This window comes from Verticiella sediminum, assembly GCF_007558815.1.
Lineage (GTDB): Bacteria > Pseudomonadota > Gammaproteobacteria > Burkholderiales > Burkholderiaceae_B > Verticiella > Verticiella sediminum.
The window spans coordinates 111,453-127,633 of the sequence record NZ_VLTJ01000007.1 but is presented as its reverse complement, the minus strand read 5'-3'; the positions used below and the strand labels follow the sequence as shown (position 1 = coordinate 127,633).

Below are 16,181 nucleotides of genomic sequence, written 5' to 3'. Positions count from 1 at the left end.
CGATCCGATCGACAGACGATGTCGCAGCGTGCGTCTGCTGAATCCTGGATTTCCCCGGAAATATATCACCGCTTCGATGCCCTATTGTCTCCAGGTTTCACTGGACCGGATCGTTCAGGCCAGCGTGTAGGCGGTTTTTACGGTGGTGAAGAATTCCTGAGCGTAGCGTCCCTGCTCGCGGGGGCCGTAGCTCGATGCCTTACGCCCCCCGAAGGGCACGTGATAATCGACGCCTGCCGTGGGCAGATTGACCATCACCATGCCGGCTTGTGCGTGGCGCTTGAAGTGCGTGGCATGCTTGAGGCTGGTGGTGGCGATGCCCGCGGACAGGCCAAACTGTGTGTCGTTGGCTACGGCCAGTGCCTCGTCGTAGTCCCGCACGCGAATCACGCTGGCCACTGGCCCGAACACTTCTTCGCGATTGATCCGCATGGCAGGCGACGTGCCAGCCAGCAGTGTGGGCGCGACGAAGTAGCCAGCCTTGCCGCTGCCCGTGTGGCACTGGACGGGTGTGCCGCCGGCGGCTATCGTGGCGCCCTCTGTCAAGGCGATGTCGATGTGGCGCAGATCCTGGCTCATCTGCGCTTGACTGACGGCCGGACCGATGTCCGTTCCCACCGCCAAGGCGTCGCCGACCTGCAGCCGGGCCATGCGAGCCGCCAGAGCGGCGATGAAGCGCTCGTGTATACCTTCTGTCACGATGAGCCGGCTCGAGGCGGTACAGCGCTGGCCGGTGGAGAAGAAAGCACTCTGGGCGCACAGTTCCACCGCCTGGTCGAGATCCGCGTCGTCCAGGACCACCTGCGGGTTCTTGCCCCCCATCTCGAGCTGTACTTTCTTGCCCGACTGTGCGCATTGCGCGGCGATGCGGCTGCCCACTTCCACCGAGCCGGTGAAGCTGACGGCCGCGATGGCGGGATGGTTCACCAAAGGCTCGCCGATCACGCTGCCGCGGCCCATCACTAGGTTGAACACACCTTCCGGGATGCCGCTGCGATGGATGATCTCGGCCAGTATCCACGCCGTTCCCGGCACGAGATCGGCAGGTTTGAATACCACGCAGTTGCCATAGGCCAGCGCAGGCGCGATCTTCCAGGCCGGGATGGCGATGGGAAAATTCCACGGAGTGATGATGCCGATCACGCCCACGGGTTCGCGGGTGATCTCCACTGCGACGCCGGGCCGCACCGAAGGCAGGATCTCGCCGGACAGCCGAAGGCATTCGCCGGCAAAGAACTTGAAGATGCTGCCGGCGCGCATCACTTCTCCCAACGCCTCGGGCCGCGTCTTGCCTTCCTCGCGCGCCAGCAGTTCGGCCAGTTCGTCCTTGCGGGCCAGGATCTCGACACCGATACGCTCGAGTGCGTCGCTGCGCGCCTGGATGCCCGCGGTGGACCACGTGGCAAAGGCGGCCTGCGCAGCCTGCGCGGCGACATCGAGCTGCGTCGCATCGGCCTGGGCATACAAGCCGATCACGTCGTCCGGATCGGAGGGATTGCGGTTCTCGCCATAGCTGGATCCGGCGTGCCAGGCGCCAGCAATGAGATTGTCGTACGGCATGTCAGTTCATTCGTATCAATGTGGCTTGCCGGCAAGGCATGAGTCCTGCCTTGCGCAGCGAAGGGTGGTTTACAGGCCGCCCAGCGCCTGCAGCCGGGCGTCGATCCATGAGGTGTCCAGTCTGCCTTCGGCGATCTGCGCCAGCGTCATCTGCTCGGCCGCATGCTTGGCAGCGGCGGCGGCGTAGACACTCTGCGCCCTGTCGTACGGCACGCACAGCAGGCCGTCGTCGTCGCCGATGACCAGGTCGCCCGGCTCGATGGTCATGCCGTCCAGCGCGACGGTGCAGTTGATCTCGCCGGGGCCGTCCTTGTAGGGACCGCGGTGGGTGACGCCCGCTGCGTACACGGGAAAGCCGCCGCGGCGGATCGTCGCGCTGTCCCGGATGGCGCCGTTGATCACGATGCCCGCCAAGCCGCGCTTCTGCGCATATGAGGCCATGATCTCGCCGATGATGGCGTTGGTGAGGTCGCCCCCCGCATCGACCACAAGGACGTCGCCGGGTTGCGCGAGTTCCAGTGCCTTGTGGACCATCAGGTTGTCGCCCGGCCTGGTGCGCACGGTCAGGGCAGGCCCGCCCATCGGGCTGCCGTCGTGCATGGGCCGCAGGCGCGCGCCGCCGGCCGTCATGCGCGACATGCAGTCGCTGACGTTGGCCACCGGGATGCGCAGGAATTTCTGAACGAACTCATTGCCGATCGCGCGCTTGCGCGGGTGTATCTCGAAACCGATCATTGTGCTGCTCCTGCAGGGGAAATGATGAAGCCGCTTTCCAATGGGCACGTCGGCGGGGACGGGCGGACGCTGGCCGGCTCCCTGGCCGACGTGCAACCCGCGGAGACGTCATGCACGCGTCAGTTCACGCGCGTCAACAGCGGCTTGCCGGCCAGATGCTGCTCGGCATTCTCCAGGAAGCGAAGTACCGAGGCGTGGATGGCTTGGGGCGAGATGCCGCCGATATGCGGGGTCAGAACGGCATTCTCGAATTCGAGCAGAGCCGCAGGCGGCGTCGGCTCATGCTCGTAGACGTCCAGCGCCACGGCGAAAATGCGCTTGTCGCGCAGCGCCTCGGCCACGGCCTGGGTGTCGACCAGCGTGCCGCGCGCGATATTCACGAGCACGCCCTGCGGGCCCAGCGCGTCTAGCACCGGTTCGTTCACCGCGTGATAGGTAGCCTTGCCGCCTGGCGCCGCGATCACCAGGAAATCGCACCATTGCGCGAGCGACACGATGTCGTCGAACCACTGGAAGCCCAGTTCGTCGCGGCGCGTGCGGCTGTGATAGCCGATCTGCATGTCGAACCCTTGGGCGCGCCTGGCGATTTGGCGGCCTATGGCGCCCATGCCGAAGATGCCCATCCTGCGCGCCGAGACCTGTGGCGGCCGGGGGATGTCGTCGCGCCACAGGCCATGGCGCACGCCATCGTTCAGAAACGGCAGTCGGCGAACGGCTGCCAGCAGAATCGCCATGGCATGATCGGCCACTGCCGCGTCGTTGGTGCCTGCAGCATTGCAAACCGGGATGCCGCGGACCCGTGCGGCCTCCAGGTCCACGTTCTCGAAGCCCACGCCGACGGTGCAGATGAGTTCCAGGCTGGGCATCGCCGCGATCTCAGAGGCCAGCAGCCCGTTCGTGCCATTGGTGAGCACGAAGCGTATGTCCTGGCCTCGAGCAGCGATCTGCGCACTTCCCTTGCTGCGATCGGCGCCCAGGTTGTCGTTGGGGGCATACAGCATGTCGAAGCGCTCCGAGACCAGGGCGCGGTGCTCTTCGGAGAGAAAGACGAGAACGAGCAGCAAGGGTTTCATAAGCATGTACGAGAAGGAGAATGAACCGCGACATCACAACATGGTGCGCTGGGCCCTTGTCAATCGATCCGCGCGCCGGAGACTTTCACCAGCTCCCCCCATTTCTGGATCTCGCTGTCCATCACTTTTCCGAACTGTGCGGGCTGACTGCCCACCGGGATCGACCCCTGGTCCGCCAGGATCTTGCGTACCGAAGGGTCCTGGGTGGCGGCGTGGATGGCATTCGCCAGCTTCTCGATCACTTCGGAGGGGGTGCCCGCCGGGGCGAACACGCCGTTCCAGAGCACGACCTCGTAGCCGGGCAGGACTTCGCGCATAGCGGGTACGTCCGGCAGCCGACTGGAACGCTCCCCGGTCGTGACGGCCAGGGCGCGCAGCTTGCCGCTGTCGATGAACGGCAACACTTCCACCAGCGGCGAGAACACCGCCTGGATCTGACCGGACAGCAGATCGGTGTTGGCAAGTGAGCCGCCCTTGTATGGCACATGTATCATCCGGCCCTCGACCATGTTGTTGAACAGCGCACCGGACAGATGCTGCGAGCTGCCGTGGCCTGCCGAGCCATAGTTCACCGGCCCCTTGTCCTCGCGGACATAAGCGACGAACTCATCCAGGGTATGCGCCGGCAAGTCTTTGTTCACCACCAGCACGTTGGGAATGAGGGCGACCTGCGATACCGGCATCAAGTCCTTGCGCACGTCAAAGCCCATGTCCTTGTACAGGGTGACGTTGGTCGTCATGGTGCTGGTATGCAGCAGCAGGGTATAGCCATCGGGCTTGGCCTTTGCGACCAGCGAGCCACCGATGTTGCCTCCGGCGCCCGGACGGTTGTCCACGACCACCGATTGGCCGAGTTCCTTGCCCAGCCGATCGGCCAGGAGCCGGGCAGTGGCATCCGTGCTGCCGCCCACGGCAAAGGGAACGATCATGGTGATGGGCCGGGCCGGCCAGTCGGCGGCCTGAGCCCCGGCGCACAGCGCCAGCGTCCAGGCCAGCGAGCACGCAAGGCGGGAGAGAGGGTTCATGGGTGTCTCCTTGATGTTTTCTTATGGCCGGGTAACGGGGCGCCGGCGCCCTGCGCCGGAACACCCGTCTGCGCGATCAGCGCTGGCCGTCTCCGACCGAGATTTCGTCGGCGCGCAAACCTCCCAGACGCTCGTGCACGCGCGATCCGGTGGCAACCACCAATGCATAGAGCAGCTCATCCGGGCGCGGGCTATCGATTGCGCCGACGTCCATGGTGCTGAAATGGCTGCGCACGTAGCAGGCTTCGATGTGATGCAGCGGAATCTGCAGACGGGTGCCCGCAGACGCCACCACCTTCGCCGCCGGCACGATGGACTTGGCTTTGGGCAACACGGCGCGCATGGACCAGCCTCCCGCTTCGTGCCAGATGGCGCCGTGTTCCAGTTCGCCGTTCAACCCGACGATCGCGCCTTTGCCATAGGCCTGGACGTGCTCGGCGCCACCCACGGCAGCCATGAGTTCGGGCACGATCTCCTTGGCCAGTACTTTGGAGTCCTCGACCAGTTGGGACAGGTCTTCGACGTAGCGGCCGGCGTACGGATTCTTGATGACCACCGCGATCGCAGCCATCTTGATCGGCGTCTGCCGCACAGGCCCGCCTTCGTGATAGATCGACTCGACATTCAACTGCTTCTTTCGGACTTGAATCGCCATGTTCCTTCGCTCCTTGAGGTTCGGCGGGATGGATGCGCAGCACCCGGTTTTCGGGTGTCTTGCGCTATTGAGGGGTCAGCCCGGCAGCGTTGAAGACCTGCCCCCACTTGTCGATGTCCGAGGCGATCAATTCCCGGAAACCTTCTGCAGAGGACGTGCGCACGGTCAGGCCATTGGCGGTGAACTGCTCCTGCAGAGAGGGCGAGCGCAGTACCGCGCCCAGGGCTTCATTGAGACGTGTCACCACGTCGGCCGGGGTGCCGGCCGGGGCGGCCGCGCCGAACCAGACAGTAAGGTCGTAGCCCGACAGCCCCGCCTCGTCCAGCGTGGGCAGTTCCGGGGCCAGCGGCGAGCGCGTCTTGCTGGTGACTCCCAGGGCGGTCACGTGGCCCGAGCGCGACTGCTGCAACCCGTTGACCATATCGGCGATCGTGAAATCCAGCACGCCAGCCATCAGATCCGTCATGGCCTGAGGCACACCGCGGTAGCCTATCGGGGTGGCGGTAAAGCCGCCCATGGAGACGACCTGAGCAGCGCACAACTGCGCGGAACCCGATCCGTATCCATAAGACAGCTTTTCCGGATTGGCTTTGGCATATTCGATCAGGTCGCTCACGCTCTTGACGGGCAGGTCGCTGCGCGCGACGAGCATGAAAGGGGCATCGGCCACCAGGCCGATGGGCTCGAAATCCTTCCTGGGATCATAGGGAAGAGACTTGAACGCACTGACATTGCTTGCGCCCGTGCTGACTCCCACCATGAACAAGGTATATCCGTCCGGGGCGGACTGCATGGCTGAGGTCGTGCCCACGATGCCATTGGCACCGGCGCGGTTTTCGACCACCACCGATTGCCCCAGTTCGCTGTTCAGGCCCTGCGCCAACGCACGCGCCACGACGTCGGTGATGCTGCCGGGGGTGAACGGCACGATCAGCCGGACAGGCTTTTCCGGGTAGTTGCTCCATGCCAGCATGGGCATGGCGCACAACAACGCAGTGAAGAGGCGTCTCTTCATCTTGAGTCTCCTGGGTTTTCTTTCTGTCGCGCTCGGCCGCTTATTCCGGCTTGGCGCCGAACTGCGCGCCGGCCCATTGCTCGATGTGCCGGATGGTATGCACGTTGTCGCGTTCGCCGTCGCCCTGGCTGATCGCGAACGCGAGATACTGACGCGCAGCCGGGTTGACCGACATGGGCACACCCAGTTTCTCGGCTTCGTCGATGCACATCTTGACGTCCTTGTGCAGCAGCGCAGTGGTGAAGCGCACGGGAAAGCTGCGGTCGAGGACGCATTGCGGAATCCGCTCGAGCGTCGCGAAGGAACGTCCGCTGGACACGTTGATCACATCCAGCAACGTCTGGGGATCGAGCCCGGCCTTGACGCCGTAGACCAGTGCCTCGCAACTGGCCACCATGCTGGTGGCATAGAGCGTGTTGTTGATGATCTTCGTGGTCTGCCCCAGGCTGGGATCGGCTCCCAGGTAGAACACATTCTTGCCGATGACCCGCAGCACGGGTTCGATCTCGTCGAACGCGGTCTTGGGACCTGCCGCCATGACGGCCAACGTGCCTTTCTCGGCCGCTACGGTGCCTCCGCTGACCGGGGCACCGATCATGGCGATGTTCTTCTCGGCCAGCAGCGCCTCGACGGTCTTGGTGATCGAAGGGCCGGTCGTGGACAGGTCGACCAGAAGGCGCACGCCTTGCACGTTCGCCACCTGTCCAGCAACCTCGGCCACGACGGCCGGCATGGGCAGGCACAGCAGCACGACGGGCGTCTGTTCGGCCAGCGCCTGCACGCTGTCGGCGCCTTGCGCGCCGCGGGCCACGATGCGCTCCTGCGCCGTGGTCGAGCGGTCATGCACCACCAGTTCGTGGCCCGCGGCGAGCAGGCGGCTCGCAAAGTGCTGGCCTATGTTGCCCAGGCCTATCAGTCCCAATTTCATTCCTACCGTCTCCACAGGATTCGTCCGCGCCGCCAGACGGGCAGCCCGGTGCCGCAAGATGTGGAGATCGTAGGGATTCGGTGGATACTGCGCGAGTGCTAATTCCGCCGTGGGATATAGCTTCAGGTTAATTGCCCGGCAGCGGATGCCGCCGGCGGGCTCATCGTGCGCAGCCGTCTTCCTTCTGCATCTTCAGAAGCATATCCACGAACTTTCCGGCGTGGCTCTTTCCAGTGTCGAAGGCCGAGCGCACGATGCTGGGGTGGAGAGGAATGTCCTCCGTAAGCGGCAGTACGTGTATGTCGGGCCAGGCCATGCTCTGGGCAGTGAACTGGTCGATCATCGCCACGCCGGCTCGCATGCGCACCAGGCTGCAGGCGATGTCGGTCTGGTGGATGTAGATGGCAGCCTGCAGTTCCACGTTCGCCTTTTGAAACGCCGCGGACACCAGTTGGCCGAACGGAATGCTGGGATGATGGGCGATCAGCGGAAACCGCGCCAGCTCGGCGATGGTCACGCTTTCGCGCTGAGCCAGCTCGTGTCCGCGCGGCACCACGCAGACCATGCGGCCTTCCATGAACGGCGTCACTCGCAGGTTGGGATGCTCGATGGGCAACACCGAAATGGCCAGATCCACCTTGTTGCTCAGCACGTCCTGTGGCATGCCGTTCAGCAGCGCCAGCGAATAGTTCACCTGGATGTTGGGATACTGCTGCACGAAACGAGTGATCGCGTCCGCCACCAACCCGCGGCTCAGTGCCGGGCTGCACGCCAGGTTCAGGACCCCCGAGGGGCCGCAGGCGAGCCCCCGTGCGAAATCGTCCACGCGCAGCAGTTGCTGATAGCACTGGTCGACTTCGCGGTACAGGACCTCTGCTTCGGACGTGGGAACGAGCTTGCCTTTCACACGGTTGAACAGTGTCAGCCCAAGCGTCAGTTCGGTATGCGCCACGATGCGGCTGAGCGCAGGCTGGGAGGTGAACAGCAGCCGTGACGCTCCCTTGATCGAACCCGTCAACATGACGGCGCGAAATACTTCCATCTGGCGTAGGCTGAATCGCATGCGGGCATCTCCGTACCATTGATATTCGAACTTGCTTGCGCGGTCGATGCGGCGGGGCGGCCGCATAACGCCATGGCATACCCCATCGCGGATTTCGCACTCGCCCGCACAGGGGGCAGCGCCCTAGAATCCGCAGCAAATCAAGGTATTGTCGCGCAACCGCGACGTCCGAAGACACCCGGAGACAACGATGCAGATCAAGCCCCTATTCGCGGCAGGTATCCTGGCAGGGTCAGCCCTGACCCCACCGGCGCAGGCGAAAGAATATCCCCGCCAGCCGATCCAAGTGGTCGTGCCGTATGCCGCAGGCGGCAATCTCGATGTCACCGCACGCGCCATCGCCCAGCCGCTGGCTGAAGCGCTGAAGGGCTCGGTTGTGATCGTCAACAAGCCAGGGGCAGGGGGGTCGGTTGCCTCGACCTACGTGTCGCGCGCCAAACCGGACGGCTACACGGTGATGATCACCGCCAATACCGAGCTGAGCGTGACTCCGTACATTACCGGCGCGCCGTACTCCATGGACTCCTTCGCCTCGGTGGGAACCATCAACACCGTGCCCATGCTGATCGAAGTCCATCCCGATTCCAAGTACCGCCAGATCGGCGAATTGATCAAGGCTGCCTGCGCTCAGCCCGATACGGTGACCATGGGAGTAGCCGGCATCGGCTCGGTGAACTACATGGCTCTGCGCTTTCTGGAGCAGGCCACTCAATGCAGGTTCCGCATGGTTCCCTACCAGGGCTCAGGACCCGCCGTCACAGCCTTGCTCGGCAATCAGGTGGATGCGGTCATCGATCAAGTCTCCAGTTCGCAGTCTTATCTGCGTACGGGCAAGCTGCGGGCGCTGGCCATGATGTCCCCGCAACGGCCGGCCGGCTGGGAAGACGTTCCCACACTGGCGGAGTCCGGAATCGAGGGTGCCGACATGGCGACCATGGCTGCCCTGGTGACCCCGAAGGACGTGAGCGAGGATATTCGCAACAAGCTGTCCGCGGCGCTGAAGCTGGCTCTGAGCGATGCGCGCGTGCAGGAGAACATCAAGGCCTTGGGCGGCATTCCGTATACCGCAGAACATGACGACTTCATGGCCGAGATCAAGCCGCTGCGCGCCTTGGCGGAGAAGTACAAGGCGGAGGGCAGACTTTGATTGCCCGCGTGTACGACCTGGGCGTGCCGCCGCCCGACACCTATACTGCCCCTGAGTTCGCGGTTCCGCCTCTGGCATGCGACACGCATGCGCATGTGGTGGCGTCGGACACGGTGTGCTACCCGTTCGCAGACGAGCGCAGCTATACGCCTGCTCCTGCGTCGCAGGAGCAGTATTTCACGATGCTGGACGCGCTGCGCCTGCAGCGCGGCGTTCTCGTGCAGATCAGCGTCTATGGCACGGACAACCGGCTGATGTTGGAAACGCTCCAGCGGAATCCGGACCGGCTGCGTGGCGTGGCCGTCCTTCCCGCCGAAGTCAGCGACGCCCAACTGGATGCGATGCACGCGGCCGGGGTGCGCGGCGTGCGCATCAACACGCAGTTGAAAGGCGGCGTCGGCCTCGAGCAGGCGCACGCGCTGGCGCAACGGATCAACCGCTTGGGCTGGCACATGCAGTTCTTCATGCACGCCGGCGAAATACGCCCGGCGCTGCGGACGCTGTCGAGCCTGCCCGTGCCCTGCGTACTGGACCACATGGGCGGCATTCAGGCGGACACGCAGGCCGCCCTGGTCGACGATGTGGCGATGCTGGTGCGCAACCACGGTTGGTGGGTGAAGCTTTCCGGCGCGTACCGCGTGGCATCGTCGCCCGCGCAGGCGGCTGCGGTTTCCGACATGGCCCGCGCCTTGATCGCCGCCGGTAGGGAGCGCATGCTCTGGGGAACAGACTGGCCCCATGTCCACATGGACTGGATGCCCGATACCGGCGCTCTGCTGAACCAGCTACGCACGTGGGTCGACGACGAGGCGACGCTGGAAGACGTCCTGGTGCGCAACCCCGCCCGGCTGTATGACTTCTAGGCGCATCCGGCGAGCGTCGCCGCCGGTATCGGCAGACGGCGCTGGCGTGGCTGCGCCACGTGCTGGACGGGACGGAGTGGAGGACGGGCGCCGCGGAACAAGCCCATGTACGGCGCCCGGGCGCGCTCAGCGCGGCTGCATGCGGATGGCGCCGTCCAGGCGGATGGTCTCGCCGTTCAGGTAGCCGTTCTCGAGCATCTGGCAGGCGAGCGAGCCGAACTCGGCGGGCGCGCCCAGGCGAGCCGGGTTGGGCACGCTCTGGCCCAGCGAGTGGCGGATGTCCTCGGGCAGGCGGGCGAGCAGGGGGGTGTCGAAGATGCCCGGGGCGATGGTGTTGACCCGGATGTTCTTGCTGGCGAGATCGCGGGCGGCGACCAGGGTCATGCCGACGATGCCGGCCTTGGCCGAAGCGTAGGGAGCCTGGCCGATCTGGCCTTCGTAGGCCGCCACCGAGGCGGTCATGACGCAGGCGCCGCGCTCGCCGTCGACGACTTCGTTCCTGGCCATGCGCGCGGCCGCCTTGCTCACCACGTTGAACGAGCCGATCAGGTTCAGGCGCACGATGGCCTCATAGCGCTCGAGCGAGCCGGGGTTGCCCTCCTTGTCGACGAAGCGCACGGGGCCGCCGCCGCCCGCGCAATGCACGAGCGCACGCAGCGGGCCGAAGGTCTCGGCCATGTCGTAGGCCGCTTCGATCTGCTCGGCGCTGGTGACGTCGGCCGCGGCGAAGGCGGCGTTGCCGCCCAGCGAGAGCGCCACGTCGGCGCCGGCCGAGGTGGGCAGATCGACGATGAGCACGTGCGCGCCCCGCGCGATGAGTTCGCGCGCGGTGGCCAGGCCCAGGCCCGATGCGCCGCCGGTGACGACGGCGGAAATTCCTGCAAGCTTCATGTCTTTCCTCCTGAAGTGGACCCGCCCCCTATGCGCTGCGCGAACCCTCTCGGGAGGCGGCGCCGGCGGACCGGCAGAGCCGGATACGCCGTGCCCCCGATCGAGCTGCGCCGGCTGCATGCGGCGCGAGTCGCAAAGCGTCGTGGGCGGCGGGCTGTGCCGCATTGTATTTACAAGCGTTCGATGATGGTGGCGTTGGCCATGCCGCCGGCCTCGCACATGGTCTGCAGGCCGTAGCGCCCGCCCGTGGTGTGCAGCGCATTGATCATGGTGGCCATCAGGCGCGTGCCGGAGGCGCCCAGCGGATGACCCAGGGCGATCGCGCCGCCCCACGGATTGAGGCGGCTGTCGTCCGCGCCCAGTTCGCGCTGCCACGCCATGGGCACCGGCGCGAACGCTTCGTTGACCTCGAAGTGATCGATGTCGTCGAGCTTGAGCCCGGCCTTCTTCAGCGCGCGCTGGGTGGCGGGAATGGGCGCGGTGAGCATCATGAGCGGGTCGTCGCCGATCACGTCCATCGCGACGACGCGCGCGCGCGGCGTGAGCCCCAGGCGCAGCGCCGTGGCCTCGCTCATCAGCAGCATGGCCGAGGCGCCGTCGCTGATCTGCGAGGCGTTGCCGGCGGTGATGCGCCAGTCCTTGATCTCGGGGAAGCGGGCAGCCAGTTCGTCGTTGCGGAACGACGCCTTGAGATCGCCCAGCTTCTCGGCGGTGGTGCCGGCGCGGATGGTCTCGTCCTGCTCGGCCAGGCCGTGCGGCGTGCGGATGGACACGATCTCGTTGTTGAACCAGCCGGCGCGGCGCGCAGCGTCGGCGCGTTCGTGCGAGCGGGCCGAGTAGGCGTCCAGCTCGGCGCGCTCGATGTTCCAGCGCGCGGCGACGCGTTCGGCGCATACGCCCTGGCCGATGGGGCCGGGCGCGTAGCGTTCGATGAAGCTCGGGCCGTAGGGGTTCTGGTCCAGGCGGGACACCCCCATGGGCACCCGGCTCATGGATTCGACGCCGCAGGCGATGACGATGTCGTAGGCGCCGGCGGCAATGCCCTGCACGGCGAAATGCACGGCCTGCTGGCTCGAGCCGCACTTGCGCTCCACGGTGGTGGAGGGCACGTGCTCGGGATAGCCGGCGGCCAGCCAGGCCACGCGGCCCGGCGACCCCGATTGTTCGCCGACCTGGCTCACGCAGCCGGTGATGACATCGTCCACCGTGCCCGGGTCGATCTTGTTGCGCTCGATCAGCGCCTGCAGCGTCTGGGCGAGCAGTTCGGTCGGATGCATCTCGGTGAACAGCGAGCCGGGCTTGGAGCGGCCCATGGGCGTGCGGATCGCGTCGACGATGACGGGGTTGTGCATGGAGGATCCTTGGCGCGCGCGGCGCAGTCTCGGGGCGGCGGAGGGCCGTCTAATGGTTATCGATCATCGGATGGTGTTGAACTATAGGCCTCGACTTATTCATCGTCAACGCCATTTTTCCATGTCTGAATGCCAGAAAATGAGGCACAATCCTCAAAAAATGGAAACCAGAACTCAAAATTCTATGGAAATTGCCACCGTCCCTGCGGATACCGAGGCCGAATCCCGGCTCGTCGGCGCCCTGGCGCGCGGCGTGGCCGTGATGCGCGCCTTCACGCCGACCCGCACGGCGCTGAGCGTCAAGGAACTGGCCCAGGCCACCGGCCTGCCCAAGCCGACGCTGGCGCGCCTGCTCGATACGCTCTGCGAGCTGGGGCTGCTGCGCTATTCGGAACGGCTCTCGCGCTACGTACCGGGGCTGGGCATGCTCACGCTGGGAGCGCCCGTGCTGGCGCGCATGACCATCCGGCAACTCGCCCGTCCCCTCATGCAGGAGCTTGCCGATCATGTGCGCGGCCAGGTCGCGCTGGTCGCCGCCGATCGCCACGAACTCACCTACGTCGAGATCGTGCACGGCGCCGACAGCGTCCTGTTCCGCCCCGAGATCGGCGGGCGCATCTCGGTGGCGCGTACCGCGTCGGGGCGGGCGTACCTGTGCAGCCTGAGCGAGCCCGAGCGCCGGCACTACGTCGAGCAGGTGCTGCACGATCCGGACGGCGCGCGCCGCCCCTGGCTGGCGCAGCGCCTGCAGGCTGCCGAACGCAGCCTGGCCGAACACGGCATGTGCCTGAGCCATGGCGACCTGCACCGCGAAATCGAAACCGTCGCCGTGCCGTTCCCGACGCGCGTGGACGGCGAGTTCTGGGTGCTGGCCACCTCGGTGGGCAAGTTCAACCTGCGCGGCGACGAGATCTTCAGCGACATCGGTCCGCGCGCGGTGACGCTGGTGCGCACGGTCGAGGCGGCGCTGGGCGGCGGCTGACCCGCACACGGCAACGAATTCGCGCGCGGGTCGAACCCGGCCGGTGCGCTTCACCCGATTGGAGACAGACATGACATCCCTGCGACGCTGGGCCGAGCAAAAGACCGACGCAACCGCACTCACCCTGATCGATGCGGGCGGCATCGTGCAAACGCGCACCTGGCGCGAGCTCGACGAACGCGCCGGGCGCATCGCCCGCTGGCTGATCGGACAAGGCCTGCAGGCAGGGGACAACATCGGCCTGGTCATGGAGAACAACCTCGCGCTGTTCGACGTGGCCTGGGCCGCGCGCCGGGCAGGGCTCTACTACACGCCCGTGAACATCCATCTCACGGGCCGCGAGGCCGGCTACGTGCTGTCCGACTGCGGCGCCCGGGCGGTGTTCACCACGCCGGCGATGGCCGGCCTGACGCGCGACATCCTGCGCACGGCCGCCGACGCCGCCTTGCCCGCCTACGTCATGGAAGGCGAGGCCGAGGGCCTGGCCGCGCTGGAGCCGCTGCTGGCCAGCGTGGACATGGCAGACGAGCTGCCGCCGCGCCCGGTCGGCCGCGATCTGCTGTACTCCTCCGGCACTACCGGCCTGCCCAAGGGCATCCGCCGCGCCATGGTGCCGTACGAGCGGCGCCTGGAGCCCGAGCCCGAACTCGAATCCTGGCGCCGCACCTACGGTTTCGACGAGCACACCGTGTATCTGTCGCCGGCGCCGTTCTATCACGCGGCCCCCTTGCGCTACATGATGCGTACCACCGAAGTCGGCGGGCGCAACATCGCCATGCGCAAGTTCGATCCGCAGGTCGCGCTGCAGGCGATCCAGGACTTTCGCGTCACGCACAGCCAATGGGTGCCCACCATGTTCGTGCGCATGCTCGACCTGCCCGAGGAGGAGCGCGCGCGCTACGACCTGTCCAGCCTGAAGGTGGCCATCCATGCCGCCGCGCCGTGCCCGGTGCACGTCAAGCGCCAGATCATCGACTGGTTCGGCCCCGTCGTGTACGAGTATTACGCGGGTTCGGAATCGGCCGGCATCACCTCCATCAACAGCGAGAACTGGCTTGCCCATCCGGGCTCGGTCGGCCAGGCCATCCTCGGCAAGGTGCGGATTCTGGATGACGACGGCAACGAGCTGGCGCCGGGCGACGTCGGCAACGTGTATTTCTCGGACGGCCCGCGCTTCGAATACCACAACGACCCGGAGAAGACCCGCAAGGCCTACAACGACAAGGGTTGGGCGACCTACGGCGACCTGGGCCATCTCGACGCCGAAGGCTATCTCTACCTCAGCGACCGGCGCGTCGACCTCATCCTGTCGGGCGGCGTGAACATCTATCCGGCCGAGATCGAGAACGCGCTGATCCAGCATCCGGCGGTGGCCGACGTTGCCGTGATCGGCGCGCCCGACGCCGAGTTCGGCGAATCGGTGCTGGCTGTCGTGCAACTGCACGACGGCTACGAAGGCGACGCGGCGATGGCCGAGACGCTCGCTGCGCACTGCCGCGAGCAACTGGCCGGGCTGAAGGTGCCGCGCGTGTTCGTCTTCGATCATCCGCTGCCGCGCCTGGAGAGCGGCAAGCTGCTGCGCCGCCGCCTCAAGGACCATTTCCGCGATCATGCCGTGGGCGGGCACGTGGTGCGCCCAGCCAGGCGCGCGGCGAACTGAACCCACAGCCATCGCCGTACAGGCAGGAGAAACATCGACATGCGTACCGTCTATCGCGACGATCACGAACATTTCCGCGAACAGGCCCGCCGCTTCCTGGAGCGCGAGGTCATTCCCTTTCACGATCAGTGGGAGAAGGACGGCCTCGTGCCCAAGGAGGTCTGGCGCAAGGCCGGCCGCGAAGGCCTCCTGAACACCATGCTGCCCGAGCCCTACGGCCAGGGCGGCGACTTCGGCCACTCGGCCGTCCTGCTCGAGGAGATCACCCGGGCCGGCGCGAGCGGGCTGGGCTTCTCACTGCATTCGGACATCGTCGCGCCCTACATCTTCCGCTACGGTACCGACGAGCAGAAGGAACGCTGGCTGCCGCGCATGTCGCGCGGCGAGCTGATCGGCGCGATCGCCATGACCGAGCCCGGCACCGGCAGCGACCTGAAGTCCGTGCGCGCCCATGCCAGGCGCGAGGGCGACGAGTACGTCATCAACGGGCAGAAGACCTTCATCACCAACGGCTACAATTCCGAGATCGTGGTCGTGGTGTGCAAGACCGACCCGCAGGCCGGCGCCAAGGGCGTCTCGCTGATCGTGGTGGAGGAGGGCACGCCCGGCTTCAGCAAGGGGCGCAAGCTCGAGAAGATCGGCCTGCACGCGCAGGACACCGCCGAACTCTTCTTCGACAACGTGCGCGTGCCGGTGGGCAACCGCCTGGGCGAGGAAGGCAAGGGCTTCGCCTATCTCATGCACGAACTCGCGCAGGAGCGCCTCATCATCGCGCTGCGCGCGGCCACCTCGATCGAGACCATGCTCGAGCAGACGCTGCAGTACACGCGCGAGCGCAAGGCCTTCGGCCAGCCGATCTTCGACTACCAGAACACCCGCTTCAAGCTCGCCGAGGCGCGCGCGGAAGTCGAAATGGTGCGCGTGTTCGTCGATCACTGCCTGGCCCTGCATCTGAAGCGCGAACTCACGCCCGTGCAGGCCGCCATGGCCAAGCTCACCTCGACCGAGGCGCAGGGCAGGCTGCTCGACGCCTTCCTGCAGATGCACGGCGGCTACGGCTACATGGCCGAGTACGGCATCGGGCGCGCCTGGATCGATGCGCGCGTGATGCGCATCTACGGCGGCACCAGCGAGATCATGAAGGAGATCATCGCGCGCACGCTCTGAGCGAGCGTGCGAACGGGCCGGCCCGGCGGGCCTTGCGGATCGTCTACACTGTGCGGTTTTGCCCG

The 16,181-nt window shown here is 66.1% G+C and carries 15 protein-coding genes; 5 read left to right on the top strand and 10 right to left on the bottom strand.

Going from position 1 to position 16,181, the window contains the following annotated elements; translation table 11 throughout:
* Positions 1 to 114 precede the first annotated feature (114 nt).
* From FOZ76_RS03940 to FOZ76_RS03905, 8 genes are all read right to left on the bottom strand, one after another.
* The gene (locus tag FOZ76_RS03940; RefSeq protein ID WP_143946833.1) at positions 115 to 1,560 is read right to left on the bottom strand and encodes an aldehyde dehydrogenase family protein; all 1,446 of its coding nucleotides are present in this window, start codon (positions 1,558 to 1,560) and stop codon (positions 115 to 117) included.
* Positions 1,561 to 1,629: 69 nt separating this feature from the next.
* Positions 1,630 to 2,295, bottom strand: a complete 666-nt coding sequence (locus FOZ76_RS03935; RefSeq protein ID WP_143946832.1) for an RraA family protein — start codon at positions 2,293 to 2,295, stop codon at positions 1,630 to 1,632.
* Between the two features lie 119 nt (positions 2,296 to 2,414).
* A complete protein-coding gene (locus FOZ76_RS03930) occupies positions 2,415 to 3,368 on the bottom strand; it encodes a 2-hydroxyacid dehydrogenase (protein WP_143946831.1) in 954 nt (317 codons plus the stop codon).
* Between the two features lie 59 nt (positions 3,369 to 3,427).
* A complete protein-coding gene (locus tag FOZ76_RS03925; RefSeq protein ID WP_143946830.1) occupies positions 3,428 to 4,393 on the bottom strand; it encodes a Bug family tripartite tricarboxylate transporter substrate binding protein in 966 nt (321 codons plus the stop codon).
* Between the two features lie 76 nt (positions 4,394 to 4,469).
* A complete protein-coding gene (locus tag FOZ76_RS03920; protein WP_143946829.1) occupies positions 4,470 to 5,048 on the bottom strand; it encodes an amino acid synthesis family protein in 579 nt (192 codons plus the stop codon).
* A gap of 64 nt (positions 5,049 to 5,112) precedes the next feature.
* Positions 5,113 to 6,063 carry a Bug family tripartite tricarboxylate transporter substrate binding protein gene (locus FOZ76_RS03915; protein ID WP_143946828.1) on the bottom strand — a complete coding sequence of 317 codons (951 nt, stop codon included), beginning with the start codon at positions 6,061 to 6,063 and terminating at the stop codon, positions 5,113 to 5,115.
* A gap of 40 nt (positions 6,064 to 6,103) precedes the next feature.
* On the bottom strand, positions 6,104 to 7,048 hold the full coding sequence (locus tag FOZ76_RS03910; RefSeq protein WP_425473231.1) for an NAD(P)-dependent oxidoreductase: 945 nt from the start codon (positions 7,046 to 7,048) through the stop codon (positions 6,104 to 6,106).
* A 103-nt stretch (positions 7,049 to 7,151) separates the two neighbouring features.
* Positions 7,152 to 8,054 (bottom strand): LysR family transcriptional regulator, encoded by a 903-nt coding sequence (locus tag FOZ76_RS03905; protein WP_143946826.1) that lies wholly within the window; start codon positions 8,052 to 8,054, stop codon positions 7,152 to 7,154.
* 190 nt (positions 8,055 to 8,244) lie between these two features.
* Here FOZ76_RS03905 and FOZ76_RS03900 point away from each other — a divergent pair, with 190 nt between their 5' ends.
* Together FOZ76_RS03900 and FOZ76_RS03895 are read left to right on the top strand one after the other, a co-directional pair.
* On the top strand, positions 8,245 to 9,201 hold the full coding sequence (locus tag FOZ76_RS03900) for a Bug family tripartite tricarboxylate transporter substrate binding protein (RefSeq protein WP_143946825.1): 957 nt from the start codon (positions 8,245 to 8,247) through the stop codon (positions 9,199 to 9,201).
* An 8-nt stretch (positions 9,202 to 9,209) separates the two neighbouring features.
* Complete coding sequence (locus tag FOZ76_RS03895; RefSeq protein ID WP_246129278.1) at positions 9,210 to 10,064, top strand: amidohydrolase family protein; 855 nt, start codon at positions 9,210 to 9,212, stop codon at positions 10,062 to 10,064.
* 126 nt (positions 10,065 to 10,190) lie between these two features.
* Here the strand turns inward: FOZ76_RS03895 and FOZ76_RS03890 are convergent, their stop codons facing one another.
* Positions 10,191 to 10,955 carry an SDR family NAD(P)-dependent oxidoreductase gene (locus FOZ76_RS03890; RefSeq protein ID WP_143946824.1) on the bottom strand — a complete coding sequence of 255 codons (765 nt, stop codon included), beginning with the start codon at positions 10,953 to 10,955 and terminating at the stop codon, positions 10,191 to 10,193.
* A 170-nt stretch (positions 10,956 to 11,125) separates the two neighbouring features.
* Positions 11,126 to 12,307 (bottom strand): thiolase family protein, encoded by a 1,182-nt coding sequence (locus tag FOZ76_RS03885; RefSeq protein ID WP_143946823.1) that lies wholly within the window; start codon positions 12,305 to 12,307, stop codon positions 11,126 to 11,128.
* Positions 12,308 to 12,491: 184 nt separating this feature from the next.
* Between FOZ76_RS03885 and FOZ76_RS03880 the strand changes: the two genes are divergently transcribed.
* From FOZ76_RS03880 to FOZ76_RS03870, 3 genes are all read left to right on the top strand, one after another.
* Positions 12,492 to 13,289: an IclR family transcriptional regulator gene (locus tag FOZ76_RS03880; protein WP_143946822.1), complete on the top strand. Its 798-nt coding sequence runs from the start codon at positions 12,492 to 12,494 to the stop codon at positions 13,287 to 13,289.
* Positions 13,290 to 13,359: 70 nt separating this feature from the next.
* Positions 13,360 to 14,949, top strand: coding sequence for an AMP-binding protein (locus tag FOZ76_RS03875; protein ID WP_143946821.1), 1,590 nt, complete (start codon positions 13,360 to 13,362; stop codon positions 14,947 to 14,949).
* 39 nt (positions 14,950 to 14,988) lie between these two features.
* Positions 14,989 to 16,116, top strand: coding sequence for an acyl-CoA dehydrogenase family protein (locus FOZ76_RS03870; protein WP_143946820.1), 1,128 nt, complete (start codon positions 14,989 to 14,991; stop codon positions 16,114 to 16,116).
* The last annotated feature ends 65 nt before the right edge of the window (positions 16,117 to 16,181 follow it).